Consider the following 15,209-nt stretch of genomic DNA (forward strand, 5'->3'; position numbering starts at 1 on the left):
TCTGCATCTACACCTTCAGCTTCAGCGGCTTTTTGCATTTTCGAAACTAATAAACTTGTTGACATACCTGCAGCACATACTAACATAATTGTTTTTTCAGCCATAATGAGTCACTCCTGTAATTTTATTTAATTTGGCGGTTGACTATGAAACCGCTTACGATACAATTGAATTATAAAACGTAGGTACAAATTTTACAAGTACCAATAATTCAAATTCGTTAAAAAGTTATCAATCAGCGTTACTGATAAGGAAAGAAGGCGTTCATCGTTGTATACGAATATCGCAAATGATCTCATTGACAAAATTAAACATCACCTATTTGAAGAAAAATTACCAACTGAATACGAATTGATGCAAGAATATGATGTTAGTCGTAATACCATCCGTAAAGCAGTCGATATTCTTAGTCAAAAGGGACTCGTTCGCCGTGTTCAAGGTAGTGGCTACTATATCAACGATTTTGGACCACGAGCTGATCAAACCATTAACCTAACCATGGGAGTTTCAGAAGGCTTCAATCATCTCAAACTAACCTCACGCGTTATCACTTTCGATCGGGTGGTAGCTGATGAGGCTCTCGCAGCTGAATTTGGGTGCTTAGTCGGCGACGATTTGTATCGAGTAATTCGTTATCGTTTTCGTAATCGTCAAGCATATACTCTTGAATATGCTTATTACGAACGCGAAGAGGTCCCCTTTTTACCAATCGAAGCTGCGCATGATTCCTTATTAGAATTCATTAGAAATGAGTATGGTGTATCCGTCGATACTAGCGACCAATACGTTGGAATTGAATCTTTCACTTCGGAAGCTGCTTTCATTACTGGGCTTCCACAAGGCGATAAATATATTGTTTTATATCAATCACATTATCGTAAAAATAATGTGTTGTTTAATTTCTCTAAAACTTATTATTTAGACCGCAAAATTCGATTTTATTTCCACGCTTCTAATCAAAGCTAAACCAACGGATTATTTTAAATTAAATTTTTAGTTGACAAATGAAAAGTATTTTAGATATACTCATGGAAGATTAATTCGAAAGTTGGTAATACAAATGAGTCTTTTACATTCAACACATGTAAATAATGGTTGGCAAAGCCGGTAATTAGGTTGTAATTTTGTCTAGGCAAGATACGACCTGAATGACAGATCGTATCTGTGCCGGCTCATTTGTGATGAACAAACGATAACAACAAGCCCGCATGGATTTTATACACATCCATGTGGGCTTTTTTTTAGGCAAACCCCATGGGCTTGCCTTTTTTTATTATAAATTTAGAGGAGTGGAACTTGTTATGAAGAGAATGCTTAGCTTTATCGCCATTATTTTTATTTTTTTAGGATATGCATTTGTTGCTGAACAAAAGCATACCTCGAACCATCAAAATGAGACTAAACGCATTGGTTTATTACAATATATGGATCAGCCAGCGTTAAAACAAATTCAAAAGGGAGTTTATGCTGGTCTAAAAGAGTCCGGTTATACAGTCGGAAAAAATCTCAAAGTTGATTATCAAAATGCTCAAGGTAATCAAAGCAACTTGAAGACGATGAGTGAAAAATTCGAAAATGAAGGAGTTGATTTATCAATCGGGATTACCACTCCCGCCTCAATTTCCTTGGCTAATACAACTTCGACTACCCCCATTTTAATGAGTGGAGTTACCGATCCACGAAGTGCTTCCTTGGTACAAAATTTAAAGCACCCTGAAAAAAACATCACGGGAGTTTCCGATCAAGCACCACTAGAAGAACAATTAGAATTAATCCAAAAATTAATGCCAAATTTAAAAACATTAGGAATTATCTACACATCTAGTGATAATTCTGCAATTACTCAATTTAAAAAATTCAAACAGTTGGTACCTAAGACTGGAATTAAACTTAAAGCTTATTCGATTTCAAACTCGAATGACTTAAACCAAGTTTCGCAAAATATGGTTCAAAATGTTGATGCTGTCTTCGTTCCTACTGATAATACGATCGCTGGTGCTATGTCAACCCTCGTTAAGAATGCTAATGCTGCCAACGTCCCCATCTTTCCAACCGTTGATTCTATGGTTAAAGATGGTGGAATTGCCACCTACAGTGTTAATCAATATCAACTCGGAGTCCTTACTGGTAAAATGGCTGCTCGCGTCTTAAACGGCGAAAAAATTAGTCAGACACCCATTGAATTTATCAAGCATGGTGATTTAACTATTAACCTTAAACAAGCTCAAAAACTAGGTATCAAGATTCCTAAAGATTTAATGCAAGAAGCACAAAAGAAAGGGGAGTTAATTAAATGAACTTAATCACATCTTCTATTGGACAAGGGCTACTCTGGGGCCTTCTAGGGGTAGGACTATTTCTCACCTTTAGAATTTTAGATTTTCCTGATATGACGGTTGAAGGAACTTTTCCACTTGGCGCAGCCGTTAGCGTTACTGCCATCACTAACGGACTCAATCCACTGACCGCGACATTACTTGCTTTTCTAGCTGGTATGCTTGCTGGGCTAATTACTGGCCTCCTTTACACCAAAGGCCGTATTCCAATCCTATTAGCCGGAATTTTAGTCATGACGGCTTGCTACTCCATTAATTTGCGGATTATGGGAACTTCTAACGTTTCACTCCTAGGAAAACAAACCTTATTCAGTGGACAATTCTTTGCGTCACTACCTAAATTTTTTGATAGCGTAGTCCTCGGACTGATCATCATTACCATTGTTGTAGCTATACTGGCCCTCTTTTTACAAACTAATCTTGGGCAAGCTTTTATTGCCACAGGTGATAATGAAAAAATGGCGAAATCCTTAGGGATCAATACCGATCAAATGAAAAATATGGGACTTATGGTTTCAAACGGTATGATTGCAGTATCTGGTGCACTCATCGCTCAAAGTGATGGATACGCAGATGTTAATATGGGGATTGGAATTATCGTAATTGGCTTGGCTTCCATTATTATTGGAGAAGTAGTTTTTGGCGAATTAACCATGAATCAACGTTTAGTAGCCGTAGTATGTGGAAGTATTATTTATCGTTTCGTCCTCCTACTGGTACTCAAGGCTGGATTCAATACTAACGATTTAAACCTTATCTCATCGTTGGTCTTAGCGCTCTGCTTAATGCTACCAACGTTACGGAAAAAATTTCATTTTGACCGAATTTTAAAACATGGGGTAGCCATGCCAACTAAGGAGCGTGATTAAAATGGAACGACCTGTTATTTTAGAACTTAAAAATGTTTCAGTCTATGTTAATCGCCACACGACTGAAGAAATTCAAATTTTGAAAAACATTAATCTAAAAGTCTATAAGAACGACTTCATCACCCTTTTGGGTTCCAACGGTGCTGGAAAGTCTACTTTATTCAATGTCATTGCCGGTAATCAACCCATCGATGAAGGACAGATTTTGGTAAATGGTCACGATGTTTCTAATATGTCTGAAGAAAAAAGAACTAAATTTATTAGTCGCGTTTTTCAAGATCCAAAACTTGGCACTGCCCCTCGCATGACGGTAGCCGAAAATCTTTTACTTGCTACTAAACGAGGCAGCCGCCGAAACCTTAAATTACGCCGTTTAAAGCAGCATCTCGCTGAGTTTAAGCAGATTACTGCAACGATGCCCAACCGTTTAAGCGAACGTCTTAAAACACCTACTGATAACCTATCTGGTGGTCAAAGACAAGCCTTAAGTTTCTTGATGGCTACCATTAAGAAACCAGCTATTTTACTATTAGATGAACATACTGCTGCCCTGGATCCCAAGACTAGTGCCGAGTTAATGGAAGCAACGCAAACTCGAGTTACTGAAGACGAATTAACTGCCCTCATGATTACTCATCAACTTTCTGATGCTGTAACCTATGGCAATCGATTACTAGTAATGAAAGACGGACGAATTACTCAAGACTTAGATGCCGTTACAAAAGCTAATACTAATATTGATGAATTAATGATTTATTAATATTAACTAAGCAAACAAATTCCATAGGAGTTTGTTTGCTTTTTTGTTCATATTGTATATGCTTTATAGGAGTTATTTTCAACCCTATAAAAACGTTTAACTTGCGATTATATCAACGATTGTAAACGGATACATTACGTGTTAATATTAGCTCGTAAGTAAGAAAATACATAAGAAGAAGGCGTTTAAAATGAAAGAAAATTTTGATTTCCTTATGCCTAGTGTCAACTTCTTTGGCTCTGGAGTTATTGCAAAGATTGGTGACCGCGCTAAGATGGTCAATATGTCTAAAGTATTGATCGTTACTGATAAATTTTTGGAAAAAATGGAAAATGGACCCGTTGAACAAACCCTTCGTTCACTTGATCAAGCGGGTGTCGATTACGTTATTTACAACGGAGTAGAGCCTAATCCTAAAGTTAGAAATATCCAAGAAGCAAAACAAGTTTATTTGGATAATGACTGTGATGGAATTATCACTATTGGTGGTGGTTCAGCTCATGATGCTGGAAAAGGTACTGGTATTATTTTGACGAATGGCGACGATATCACCAAACTTGCTGGAATCGAAACGCTCGAAAATGCACTTCCACCATTGATCGCGGTTAATACTACTGCAGGAACTGCTTCAGAATTAACTCGTCACTGCGTTATTACCAACGAAGAAACGCATCTTAAGTTCGTAGTGGTTTCGTGGCGTAATGTTCCCCTCGTATCATTTAATGATCCAAAATTAATGCTCGGGGTTCCACCTGCTCTAACTGCTGCAACTGGGATGGACACATTTGTCCAAGCCATTGAACCTTACGTTTCTACTAACCGCAACGATATTACTGATGGTCAATGTCTCCAAGCTATCAAGTTAGTGGAAGAAAGCCTTCGTGAAGCTGTATCTAACGGTGAAAACCTAGAAGCTAGAACTAAGATGGTAGAAGCTGAAATGTTGGGAGGGATGGCTTTCAATAATGCCGATCTTGGTTACGTACATGCTATGGCCCATCAATTAGGTGGACAATACGACGCTCCTCATGGCGTTTGCTGTGCTATCCTATTACCAATTGTAGAACGCTTCAACTTAGTTGCTTGCCCTGATCGTTTCGCAGACTTAGCTGTCGCCATGGGTGAAAATATCGACGGCCTTTCCATTAGAGCTGCCGCTGATAAAGCTATTGATGCCATGCAACAACTTAACGACGATGTTGGTATTCCAAGAAGTATCAAAGATTTGGGTGCTGATCCTAAAGATTTCGAACTAATGGCTGAAAATGCTTTGAAGGATGGCAATGCCTTCTCCAACCCACGCAAAGCTACTAAGCAACAAATTGTGGAACTTTTCCAACAAGCTTACGACGCAAAATAATTACTCAACAAAAAAAGATGAACTGAGATTTCTGATTCAGAATTCTCGTTCATCTTTTTTATTTATTTGGCAACTTTTTTATTACTTTTAACACTAAAGGAAAGAATTAATCCTACGATAATTAATGCAATCGTAAAGTAGAAACCATAGTGTGTACCATTAGTGAAGGCAGCATTCAAATGACCTTTACCAAAATGATTCTGATAAGCTACTTGTCCGATTCCTAATAAACTTGTTGCTAAAGCAGTTGCAATCGCACCAACGATTTGTTGCATGGTATTCATGATCGTACTACCGTCACCAGATTGGGGACCTTCAAGCGAATTTAAAGCATATGTTTGAGCTGGTGACATTGCCAAAGGACAACCAATCATCAAAATAACATGAGCAATAATTAAATAAGCAATTGAAGTATTTACCGTAGTACATACCAACATAATTGCACCAATTAATGCAATCACTAGTCCAATACGAATTGGTGCTTTGGCACCGATCTTGTCGTATAAACGTCCTGCAACCGCTGAAACAGCGGCATTAATTACACCACCAGGAAGCATGATAATTCCAGTTAGTGCAACTGGTAATAATAAACCTTTTTGAATGTACATTGGTAATAAGTACATTGCTGATAAAATAATACCAAAATCAAGCATAACTAAGATTGCACCAGTTCTAAATGCAGGAATGGCAAAAATCTTTAAATTTAGGACAGGTTCAGCAAGCGAAAGTTGACGTTTGACATAAAATGCCAAAACGATAATTCCAAGTGCTAAGATACCTAGTACGATTGGCGAACCCCAGCCTTTTTCACTAGCAAAACTGACACCAGTTACTATACTAGCGAAGCCGATAATTGATTCAATCAATGAAATTACATCAACTTTAGGTTTAGTAAGTTCACCAACATTTTTTAATCCAAAAATAGCTAGTAACAAAGCAATTGCTAAGAAAGGAACGAACATCCAAAAAATCCAGTTCCATGATAACTTAGCTAAAATAATACCTGTCAATGTCGGTCCAATGGCTGGAGCAAACATAATTACCAAAGCACACATGCCCATTGCAGCACCTAATTTATAAGGTGGAAATACTAACATGGCTACGGTAAACATCATAGGTAAAATTAAACCAGTAGCGATTCCTTGAATCATTCGACCAACCAGTAATAATGCAAAGGTTGATGATAGAGCTGAAATAACAGAACCTACAATAAACGCTAATAAACCAAAAATAATAATCTGTCTAGTTGTAAACCATTTTGATATTAAACTAGAAAAGGGCAATACTACACCAATCACAAGCATGTATCCCGTAACTAACCATTGGATAGTACCCGTCGTCACATGTAAATTGTCCATTAATTGTGGTAAAGCGATGTTTAAAGATGTCTCACTAAACATTCCCACAAAGGCCCCAATCAACATGCTCGCCATTACCAACATTGGATGTTCAACTGGTACTCGCGCTTGCGTCATGCCGTTGCTTTTTTCTTCATTATTCATTAAAAAATACCTCTTTCTTCAAAAACATAGCTTGTTCACTATAGCAAAAAGAAAAAATTTTCGTAAGTATTTTTTTGAGAAAAATAAAAAGAGGCCGTTCTGTAAACGGTCTCTTTCTGATAAGAATGCCTGTTGAAAGTTATCTAACAACTAAGACAGAAATTGGGGCATGTTTAGCCATATACGAAGCTTGAGAACCAAAATATTTGGCCATCCCTGTTTTAGAAGATGAACCAATTACTAACAAGTCCGGATCAACACTAGGAATCACATTTTTTACAATAGTTTCCCCGGCTTCGCCTTCTGCTATGTATGTTTGTACTTTTTTAATACCAAATTCCAAGGCAATTTTTCGATAGTTTTGGAGATGTTTTTCCAATTCAGTTCGCTTTTGCGTAATGAAATTTTTATCTAAAGCTTGGTAAATATTAATGTCATTTTCTTCAATTACCGTAACCAAATCTAACTCAGAATCATCCTGTTTAGCACGATTCATTGCAAAACGGAATGCCAACTGCGCATCAGGGGAGTCGTCTACCCCCACCAAAATCTTACTAAATCTTTTCGGATTAAATTCTCTTGAACTCATGATTTTCCCTCCATGCTAATCCCTATTATCATTTTGAATATGGTAGATTATCAAGCTCGGTTCGAACTAATAAAACATCCATCAATGCAACTCTTGTAACATAGTCCGCTACCGAACCAATCATTGCTCGTTGGAAAGCGTTCAAACCCGTTGCCCCCATCATAATCAAATCTGTTCCCAGCTTTTCAGGCATCTCAGTAGCGATAATGGCCTTAGGATCGCCAGCTTCCACATATACCTCAACATCTTCAAAATCATATTTACGTTTGATTTGGTCCTTCAAATCTTCAACATACTCTTTAGCTCTACGAAGGGATACTTCAACATAATCCATGTTACTGCCCATATGTCCGTACACATCTAAAAACCGTGAAGATTGAATTACAGTTAAAATATCTAAGTGAGCATGGTTACGCTTCGCCACAAAAATCGCTTTTTTCAAAGCTAATTCGCCCTTAGGAGAGCCTTCAACTGGCACTAAAATCTTCTTATATTCAAGCATATCCATTACTCCTCTATACGTTTCTGTTATCATTATAATAAATTTTTTAAGATAGCGCTACCAATAATGCCTTAGAAAAAAGCGAGTCCCCGCTCTTTTCATTTAAAATTATCTTAAGAAGCGGTGAGCCACCATTACCATTTCTTGGTTAGTCTGCACAAGTCCATCTTTTATCCATTGTACAACCATTTGGTTTAGTCCTCCAGCCACAAAATTAACCCACATCACTGGGATATCCGTCCGAAGTTTAAAGATTCCTTGTTCAATTAAATCTGTTAAATAAAAGTTTAGTTTATCATACAAGCGATCATTTAAATCAGCATGAATTAGGGCTTCAATATACGAAGCATTCCGCCGACAGATTGAGAAAAACGCTTCTAAAAAGGTCCCAATATCATGATTAGGACGTACCATCAGATAGTTAAAGAAGTCAGTAAAAATTTGATCTATTTTATAATCAATAATCTGATCTTTAGTTTTAAAGCTTCGGTAATACGACATTCTAGATACCGACGCCGTTTGACAAATATTACTTACCGATATACTGGCTAAGTCATTATCTTTTAACAACTCAAATAGTGCATCGATGATCTTCTGTTTTGTTGCTTCATGATTAGCCATTATTATACCTCACAAAATTCGAACTAAATATACTTCATGACAAAAGCCCTTCAAGCTATTTACGATGTGCTTGGCTCGGCTTGATTTTGACGCAACTCCAAACACCGTTGGTCCAGTCCCACTCATTTGAGCTGCATCTGCCCCGTATTGTTTAATTCGATTTTTAATTTTTAAAACTTCCGGATGTTCTTTTCCGGTTACTTGCTCTAAAACATTGCCCATATAACGACAAATGTCTGTATAATCTTCACGCTCAATTGCATCTAAAATTGATTCAATATTAGAATGTTGGAGCTCTTTGTGTTCGATTTTACTAAGGATATACGGCGTCGACACACTAAGTTTCGGTTTGGCAATCACCACCCACATAGGAGGTAATTTTTTTAAAGGAATTACTTTTTCACCTTTTCCCAAAACATGTGCCGTGCGACTATATACACAAAATGGTACATCGGAATCAATTTCTAAACCAATTTTAGCTAATACTTCTAAGCTAAGCTCAAGATTCCATAGTTTATTTAATCCTCGTAAAACGGCAGCAGCATCAGACGAACCTCCGCCTAATCCAGCTGCAACCGGAATGTGTTTACGTATTTCTATAATTACTTTGGCACGTACGTGATATTTTTCTTGTAAAATCCGGGCAGCTTGATACGCCAAATTACGACTATCGTTAGGTAAAAAACCGGTATTCGTTCGAACTTTAATTCCCATTTTACCAGGAATACTTTCGATTTTTACATAATCCGCTAAATCGACCGAGGTCATAATCATGTTCCATTCTGGTAATCCATCAGGATGATTAAACGGCGTATCCAAAAATAGGTTTAACTTGGCTGGAGCTTTCTCGGTGATTTCCATCTACTTCACCTGTTTCGTTTGCTTTTAACCTAAATTATACTAAAAAATGGTAAAAATAAAAAAGGCTAATAGTCATAAAAGCTTAAATGCCCCAACTATCGCCAATTTAATTAGATATTAGTCTTCATCAAATTCTTCAACGTCATCATCATCAAGCTCAATTGACAGCTCAGCTTGGTCGATTTCATCATCAAAGTTAACTTCGATGTTTCTTGTCAAAATATCCGTGTAACTGTATGACACACGTTCGAAGGAGTTCTCGTCTTGATCCAAATCTACTACGAAAACGGCTGGATATGTCATATGCAGGCGGCCACGACGCTTAGTAATCTTTTTACGTCCGATTTGAGCAACCACCAGTAATTCTTCCCCGATGCGACCATCGAGTTTATCCTTAATTGTAGCTAGTGTGTTTGGCATTAACTTCACCTTCCCATGTGAAACATTCTATCATAGTTTCACAAAGTTTGCAATTTTACCACACGTACAATTTAATATCAACGCTTTACATTTCATTTTTTTATGCTTCAAGCCCATGAAAACGGATTATTTTCGTTTAAGACCTTCAATTTGAATCCGATTGTGCAATTTAATGAAATCCAGCACGGTTAATCGCTCTGGTCGCACTTGTGGATCAATACCTAAATCATCCAAAACATTTTGGATTTTAGCTTTGATTTCCGGTTCTTTACCATAAAGTCCCTGCATATTGTTCCAAATATTTTTACGACGGTGCATAAAGCATCCGTGAACCGTCTTAAAGAAGTCTTTGTCGTCTTCTGGCATTACTTCCCAGCCAGCACGAGGCGTAAGACTCACGATGGCTGAATCGACCTTAGGACGCGGCACAAATACCTTAGAAGAAACATCAAATTCAATTTGCGTATTCATTCGATATTGAACCACTACTGATAAGGAACCATATTCTTTGTCGCCAGGTTGGGCTGTAAGGCGTTCTGCGACCTCTTTTTGCATCATAACGACCATTTTATCGATGGGCAGGGTACTAGCCATAAATGTCTTTAAAATGGGGGTTGTAATGTAATATGGTAAGTTAGCTACCAATTTCAAACGACGTTTTCCGTCTAAATGATTTTCGACTTCTTCGTTTACATTTGCTTTTAAAACGTCTTGATTAACCACCGTGATATTATCGTAAGGGCTAAGGGTTTCATCTAGGACGTTCATTAGATTACGATCAATTTCAAATGCTAAGACATGATGAGCACGTTTGGCAATTTGTTCAGTTAAACTACCAATTCCGGGTCCAACTTCAATCACGTCATCCTCAGGAGATACTTCCGCAGCATCCACAATATTTAAAAGTACGTTAGGGTCAGTCAGAAAGTTTTGTCCTAGACTTTTCTTAGCTGATAATCCATATTTTTCTAAGATAGCTCGAGTTCGAGTTGGATTACCAATATCCATTTGATTATTCATTAATTCCTCCATTAATTTGTTCTACAGCATGATTAAAATCTGATTTTTCAACTTGGAACAGTTGTAACCTTTTAGGTAGTTGTTTGGCATTTACGTATCCAATCCCTAGTAAATCTCCCAAACGAATTCGCCGTTGTTTTGCCGCTGAACCCGCAATTAATCCAGCATCAATCAAATCACTCTGAGTAATTTGCGGTGCAGCATCTTCATCTTCCGTGTAAAGATGCTCAAGTGATTGGCGGATTACCTCCGGAGTGGCATGTTCGACTCCTAAGCTTCCCTTATGATCCGGAACAGCATCTTTTCGTTTCAAAAAAGCATGCTTAACGTTAGGAACTTCGGCTGAAATAGTTTTACGAATCTTTTCGCCAGAGAAATCTGGATCTGTAAACACAATTACTCCGCGACTCTCTTGCAATTGGCGAATTTGTTCGATGGTTTCATCAGATAACGCTGATCCCCTAGTTTCCAAGGTATCAGCGTTGACAGCTAGGTTGATTCTTTTAGTATCATCTTTTCCTTCTACTACAATGACTTCTTTAATTTTCTTCATTTTTAATCCCATATAATTTACAAGTATTATCAAAAGTTATTTCGGCTAATTGATCAGGTGCCATATCGCGATGCCGAGCTAAGGCCTCCAGAACATATAGTGAAAAAGCCGGTTCATTTTGTTTTCCACGGAGTGGTTCTGGCGCTAGATATGGAGCGTCAGTTTCAACCATAATACGATCTAAAGGCACTTGGCGAACTGCCTCATGGACTATTTTAGTTTTTTTGAAACTTGCCACTCCACTAAATGAAATGTTAAGCCCGATATCCAAGAACTTTTCCATCCATTCCACATCGCCATTAAAACTATGCATAACTCCCTTGATTTTATCCACACCAGCATTTTTTAAAATCGCATAAGTATCTTCTGTAGCATCCCGATTGTGAATTGAAATTGGTAAATTTTGCTCGATAGCTATTTGAAGTTGTTCTTCAAAAACTTGACGCTGAACCTTTTGAGGCGAAATATCCCAATGGTAATCCAATCCAATTTCACCCAAGGCTACCACTTTCGGGTTTTGGAGCTGTTCTAATAGTTTTATTCGTTCAGCTTCGTGAAAATCTTTAGCGTCCTCTGGATGCCACCCCACAATGGCATAGGTATGAGGATATTTTTCGGCTAACTGAATAGCTCGTTCATTTAGAACCGTATTGGAACCAACTTGAGCAGTCGCTATGACACCTAGTTTTTGGGCATGCTCAATATACTTTTGTTCGTTGCCCCAAAAAGCATCATCATTTAAATGCGTGTGTGAATCAAAAATATGCATTTTTGCCTCCTTGAATATAAAAAGGGCTGGGACAAAACACCTGTTTCATCACCAGTCCCATTGTGTTAAATCTTTTTAACCTAAAACATCGCCGTTTTGGTGTTGGTCGTCGACCATCACGACTTTTACTTGGTCGTCATGTTCAGTTGATAAAATCATTCCTTGACTCATTTCCCCACGCATCTTACGTGGTTTCAAGTTAGCAACAATCACAACTTTTTTACCTACTAAAACGCTTGGATCAGGATATGATTGAGCAATTCCCGAAAGAATTTGGCGTGGTTCTTCATCACCAGCATCTAACTTAAACTTCAATAACTTGTCAGCACCCTTTACTGGACCTGCTTCAAGAACTTCAGCTACTCGAAGTTCTACCTTATCAAAAGCTTCGATCCGAATTTCTTTTTTCTGGTCTGTTGCCACAGCTTCAGCCTTTTTCTGGTTAGCTTCAGCCATTGCAGCTCGCCCTTTTTTCTTGTCTGATTGAGTCATTTGGTTTTTAAGGAACTCAACTTCTTTTTCAACATCCAAACGAGGGAAAATTGGAGTTCCCTTTTCCACGACCTTTGTATCAGCAGGAATTTCACCAAACTTCAAACCTTGAAGTTCAAGTTGGTTAACATCCAAGCCCAATTGTGCAAAGATTTTAGCTGGTGACTGAGTCATCATCGGTTGGATCAAGATTGCAATTACACGCAAACTTTCAGCCAAATGATTCATGACACTTGCTAATTTTTGTTTAGATTCGTCGTCATCATTTCGTGCAAGAATCCAAGGCGTAGTTTCATCAATATACTTGTTTGTACGCGCAACTAATTTCCAAATTTCAGCTAAAGCATCTGCAAAATGAAGGTTGTTCATTAAGTCTTCATAGTTCTTAATTGTCGTAGCAGCTGTGGTTTCCAAATCTACATCAACGTCATTAACGCCACTTTGGAAAGTTGGAATAACGCCGCCTTCATACTTGTTAATCATCGCTACCGTACGATTCAAAAGATTACCTAAATCATTGGCTAAATCAAAGTTAATTTTTGAAATAAAATCTTCCGGAGTAAAGTTACCATCATTTCCGTAAGGCATAGCTTTCAATAAGTAGTAGCGTAAAGCATCCAAACCATAGTTTTTAACAATCGTTTCAGGGTAAATAACATTACCCTTTGACTTAGACATTTTACTGTCCTTCATCAATAACCAACCGTGACCATAAATTTGGTCGGGTTGTTCGAGGCCTAAGGCGTGCAACATAATTGGCCAGTAAATTGTATGAAAACGGACAATTTCTTTTCCAACCATATGAACATTGGCAGGCCAGAATTTCTTAAAGTTACCATCTTCGTCACTGCTATAACCCAATGCGGTAATATAGTTAGACAACGCATCAATCCACACGTAAATGACATGTTTAGGGTCATTTTTAATTGGAACTCCCCACTTAAAACCAGTTCGTGTAACCGCAAGATCTTCTAGACCAGGTTTGATAAAGTTATTAATCATTTCATTCATTCGGCTTGCCGGTTGAATAAAATTAGGATGAGTTTGGTAGTAATCTAATAACCAATCGGCATATTTGCTCATCTTAAAGAAGTAAGATTCTTCCTTAACTAATTCGACTTCGTTTCCAGAAGGAGCCTTTCCACCAGTTACGTTGCCGTCAGCATCACGGTAAACTTCAGCTAATTGAGATTCAGTAAAGTATTCTTCATCAGAAACTGAATACCAACCTTCGTATTCACCAAGGTAGATATCGCCTTGATCTAATAATTTTTGAAAAATCTTTTGAACAGCTTTTTCATGATAATCATCTGTGGTACGGATGAACTTATCATTAGTAATTTCAAGTAAATCCCAAAGTTTTTTGATATCCTCTGCCATGCCGTCAACATATGCTTTAGGAGTAGTGTTTAAAGCTTCAGCTTTTTGTTCGATTTTTAAACCGTGTTCGTCTGTTCCAGTTAAGAAGAAAACGTCCTTTCCTTCTAAACGTTGAAAGCGAGCTTCAGCATCACAAGCAATTGTTGTATAAGAATTACCGATATGAAGTTTTCCCGATGGGTAATAAATCGGCGTAGTAATATAGTATGTGTTATTTTCTGCCATTATGGTTCCTCTATTCTAGTCAAGTTAATTAATTGTAATTGTATCATATTTTATAGCGTCAAAAACCCGTCTCTTTAACGAAAATAACGATTTATTAATCAAAACAAATCCATCTGAACTGGACCTAGACCCTCAAAGCGAATTCCTAAGATTTTTTGCAACTCTTTCGCATTATCGACAGCATCATGGTTTCCATTATTATTGAAAATAATGGTTACTTCTTCAACTCGTTCAGATACTGCCTTAACCCACTGTGCTAACTCCGTTAATTCATCCGTAGAATAACGATAATTAGTGCGTTCTTTCCGCCATTCTTTGCCACTCGTAAACCATCCCTGAGCATTACGTCCGTGCAAACGAAACATGGCTTTTTTAGCACTAGTCACTTGAAGTACCAAAGGCATCCCTTGGTTGCCGTCAAACGGCTCATCGACAATTACATTTATCATTTTAAGGCGCTCCAAATATGATAAAGTGTCCGATTCGACTGCCTCTATGAACCAACTGGGATTTCTGAACTCAACACTAATCGGAATTCGATCCATCATTTGGCGAATTTCAAATAAGTAGCGGATATTAGTCAAATCACATCGAAACGAAGGTGGAAATTGGAATAATACAGATTCCAACTGTCCATTTTGGATTAAAGGCTGCATTACCTTTTTAAAGTTAGTAAATTCTATTCGTCGTTCTGGTGTTAAATATTCATCCCCATCAACGCCGTCGTGGAGGGTCATAACCCGAGAAGCTTTAAAGATGAATTTAAAATTATCTGGGACTTGATGTTGCCAATTGACGACATTGGACAACGATGGAATAGCATAAAAAGAACTGTCCACTTCCACAATCGGAAAGTGGCCTACATATTCTTCTAGCGTTGATTTAGGTTTACCTTCAACCGATAAAGCTGGATGATCGGCCCAAGTACTTAGTCCAATCTGAATCATAAA

At 37.8% G+C, this 15,209-nt stretch carries 16 protein-coding genes and 1 pseudogene; 5 read left to right on the forward strand and 12 right to left on the reverse strand.

From position 1 onward, the window contains the following. Positions 1-104: pseudogene (locus tag HFC68_RS09040) on the reverse strand (PTS sugar transporter subunit IIB); the annotation flags it as partial. A 166-nt stretch (positions 105-270) separates the two neighbouring features. On the opposite strand from HFC68_RS09040, the gene HFC68_RS09045 reads away from it, so the two are divergent. From HFC68_RS09045 to HFC68_RS09065, 5 genes are all read left to right on the forward strand, one after another. Next, a complete protein-coding gene (locus HFC68_RS09045; protein WP_002832705.1) occupies positions 271-966 on the forward strand; it encodes a GntR family transcriptional regulator in 696 nt (231 codons plus the stop codon). Between the two features lie 335 nt (positions 967-1,301). Then, positions 1,302-2,297 (forward strand): tryptophan ABC transporter substrate-binding protein, encoded by a 996-nt coding sequence (trpX, locus tag HFC68_RS09050; protein ID WP_011672976.1) that lies wholly within the window; start codon positions 1,302-1,304, stop codon positions 2,295-2,297. Then, positions 2,294-3,205 (forward strand): ABC transporter permease, encoded by a 912-nt coding sequence (locus HFC68_RS09055; protein ID WP_011672975.1) that lies wholly within the window; start codon positions 2,294-2,296, stop codon positions 3,203-3,205. Before trpX ends, HFC68_RS09055 begins: the two co-directional genes overlap by 4 nt. Position 3,206: 1 nt before the next feature. After that, positions 3,207-3,965, forward strand: coding sequence for an ABC transporter ATP-binding protein (locus tag HFC68_RS09060; RefSeq protein ID WP_011672974.1), 759 nt, complete (start codon positions 3,207-3,209; stop codon positions 3,963-3,965). A 190-nt stretch (positions 3,966-4,155) separates the two neighbouring features. After that, on the forward strand, positions 4,156-5,325 hold the full coding sequence (locus HFC68_RS09065) for an iron-containing alcohol dehydrogenase (protein WP_011672973.1): 1,170 nt from the start codon (positions 4,156-4,158) through the stop codon (positions 5,323-5,325). 62 nt (positions 5,326-5,387) lie between these two features. Here HFC68_RS09065 and HFC68_RS09070 read toward each other — a convergent pair whose 3' ends face one another. The 11 genes from HFC68_RS09070 to HFC68_RS09120 form a co-directional block, all read right to left on the reverse strand. Then, complete coding sequence (locus HFC68_RS09070) at positions 5,388-6,827, reverse strand: DHA2 family efflux MFS transporter permease subunit (protein ID WP_011672972.1); 1,440 nt, start codon at positions 6,825-6,827, stop codon at positions 5,388-5,390. A 139-nt stretch (positions 6,828-6,966) separates the two neighbouring features. Next, positions 6,967-7,416: a universal stress protein gene (locus HFC68_RS09075; protein ID WP_002832690.1), complete on the reverse strand. Its 450-nt coding sequence runs from the start codon at positions 7,414-7,416 to the stop codon at positions 6,967-6,969. A gap of 28 nt (positions 7,417-7,444) precedes the next feature. Continuing rightward, complete coding sequence (locus tag HFC68_RS09080) at positions 7,445-7,918, reverse strand: universal stress protein (RefSeq protein WP_002832689.1); 474 nt, start codon at positions 7,916-7,918, stop codon at positions 7,445-7,447. Between the two features lie 108 nt (positions 7,919-8,026). After that, positions 8,027-8,539 carry a TetR/AcrR family transcriptional regulator gene (locus tag HFC68_RS09085; RefSeq protein ID WP_002832688.1) on the reverse strand — a complete coding sequence of 171 codons (513 nt, stop codon included), beginning with the start codon at positions 8,537-8,539 and terminating at the stop codon, positions 8,027-8,029. A 9-nt stretch (positions 8,540-8,548) separates the two neighbouring features. Then, a complete protein-coding gene (gene ispE / locus HFC68_RS09090) occupies positions 8,549-9,400 on the reverse strand; it encodes a 4-(cytidine 5'-diphospho)-2-C-methyl-D-erythritol kinase (RefSeq protein WP_002832687.1) in 852 nt (283 codons plus the stop codon). Positions 9,401-9,517: 117 nt separating this feature from the next. Beyond that, a complete protein-coding gene (locus HFC68_RS09095) occupies positions 9,518-9,820 on the reverse strand; it encodes a Veg family protein (protein ID WP_002832686.1) in 303 nt (100 codons plus the stop codon). Between the two features lie 126 nt (positions 9,821-9,946). Continuing rightward, positions 9,947-10,840 carry a 16S rRNA (adenine(1518)-N(6)/adenine(1519)-N(6))-dimethyltransferase RsmA gene (rsmA, locus tag HFC68_RS09100; protein WP_011672971.1) on the reverse strand — a complete coding sequence of 298 codons (894 nt, stop codon included), beginning with the start codon at positions 10,838-10,840 and terminating at the stop codon, positions 9,947-9,949. Then, complete coding sequence (gene rnmV, locus HFC68_RS09105; protein ID WP_002832682.1) at positions 10,833-11,393, reverse strand: ribonuclease M5; 561 nt, start codon at positions 11,391-11,393, stop codon at positions 10,833-10,835. The genes rsmA and rnmV overlap by 8 nt, the downstream gene beginning before the upstream one ends. Continuing rightward, positions 11,380-12,162, reverse strand: coding sequence for a TatD family hydrolase (locus HFC68_RS09110; RefSeq protein ID WP_011672970.1), 783 nt, complete (start codon positions 12,160-12,162; stop codon positions 11,380-11,382). The genes rnmV and HFC68_RS09110 overlap by 14 nt, the downstream gene beginning before the upstream one ends. 75 nt (positions 12,163-12,237) lie before the next feature. Beyond that, the gene (gene metG / locus HFC68_RS09115; protein ID WP_011672969.1) at positions 12,238-14,259 is read right to left on the reverse strand and encodes a methionine--tRNA ligase; all 2,022 of its coding nucleotides are present in this window, start codon (positions 14,257-14,259) and stop codon (positions 12,238-12,240) included. Between the two features lie 98 nt (positions 14,260-14,357). Further along, positions 14,358-15,206, reverse strand: coding sequence for a DUF72 domain-containing protein (locus HFC68_RS09120; protein WP_011672968.1), 849 nt, complete (start codon positions 15,204-15,206; stop codon positions 14,358-14,360). Between the last annotated feature and the right edge of the window lie 3 nt (positions 15,207-15,209).

The sequence above is a fragment of the Pediococcus sp. EKM201D genome (assembly GCF_011800215.1).
Taxonomy (GTDB): Bacteria; Bacillota; Bacilli; order Lactobacillales; family Lactobacillaceae; genus Pediococcus; species Pediococcus pentosaceus.

Coding starts and splice junctions, on each gene's coding strand:
- ispE (WP_002832687.1), bottom strand. CDS start 9,400: ATGGAAATCACCGAGAAAGCTCCAGCCAAGTTAAACCTATTTTTGGAT.
- HFC68_RS09075 (WP_002832690.1), bottom strand. CDS start 7,416: ATGAGTTCAAGAGAATTTAATCCGAAAAGATTTAGTAAGATTTTGGTG.
- HFC68_RS09110 (WP_011672970.1), bottom strand. CDS start 12,162: ATGCATATTTTTGATTCACACACGCATTTAAATGATGATGCTTTTTGG.
- HFC68_RS09095 (WP_002832686.1), bottom strand. CDS start 9,820: ATGCCAAACACACTAGCTACAATTAAGGATAAACTCGATGGTCGCATC.
- metG (WP_011672969.1), bottom strand. CDS start 14,259: ATGGCAGAAAATAACACATACTATATTACTACGCCGATTTATTACCCA.
- rnmV (WP_002832682.1), bottom strand. CDS start 11,393: ATGAAGAAAATTAAAGAAGTCATTGTAGTAGAAGGAAAAGATGATACT.
- HFC68_RS09055 (WP_011672975.1), top strand. CDS start 2,294: ATGAACTTAATCACATCTTCTATTGGACAAGGGCTACTCTGGGGCCTT.
- trpX (WP_011672976.1), top strand. CDS start 1,302: ATGAAGAGAATGCTTAGCTTTATCGCCATTATTTTTATTTTTTTAGGA.
- HFC68_RS09085 (WP_002832688.1), bottom strand. CDS start 8,539: ATGGCTAATCATGAAGCAACAAAACAGAAGATCATCGATGCACTATTT.
- HFC68_RS09120 (WP_011672968.1), bottom strand. CDS start 15,206: ATGATTCAGATTGGACTAAGTACTTGGGCCGATCATCCAGCTTTATCG.
- rsmA (WP_011672971.1), bottom strand. CDS start 10,840: ATGAATAATCAAATGGATATTGGTAATCCAACTCGAACTCGAGCTATC.
- HFC68_RS09080 (WP_002832689.1), bottom strand. CDS start 7,918: ATGCTTGAATATAAGAAGATTTTAGTGCCAGTTGAAGGCTCTCCTAAG.
- HFC68_RS09065 (WP_011672973.1), top strand. CDS start 4,156: ATGAAAGAAAATTTTGATTTCCTTATGCCTAGTGTCAACTTCTTTGGC.
- HFC68_RS09060 (WP_011672974.1), top strand. CDS start 3,207: ATGGAACGACCTGTTATTTTAGAACTTAAAAATGTTTCAGTCTATGTT.
- HFC68_RS09070 (WP_011672972.1), bottom strand. CDS start 6,827: ATGAATAATGAAGAAAAAAGCAACGGCATGACGCAAGCGCGAGTACCA.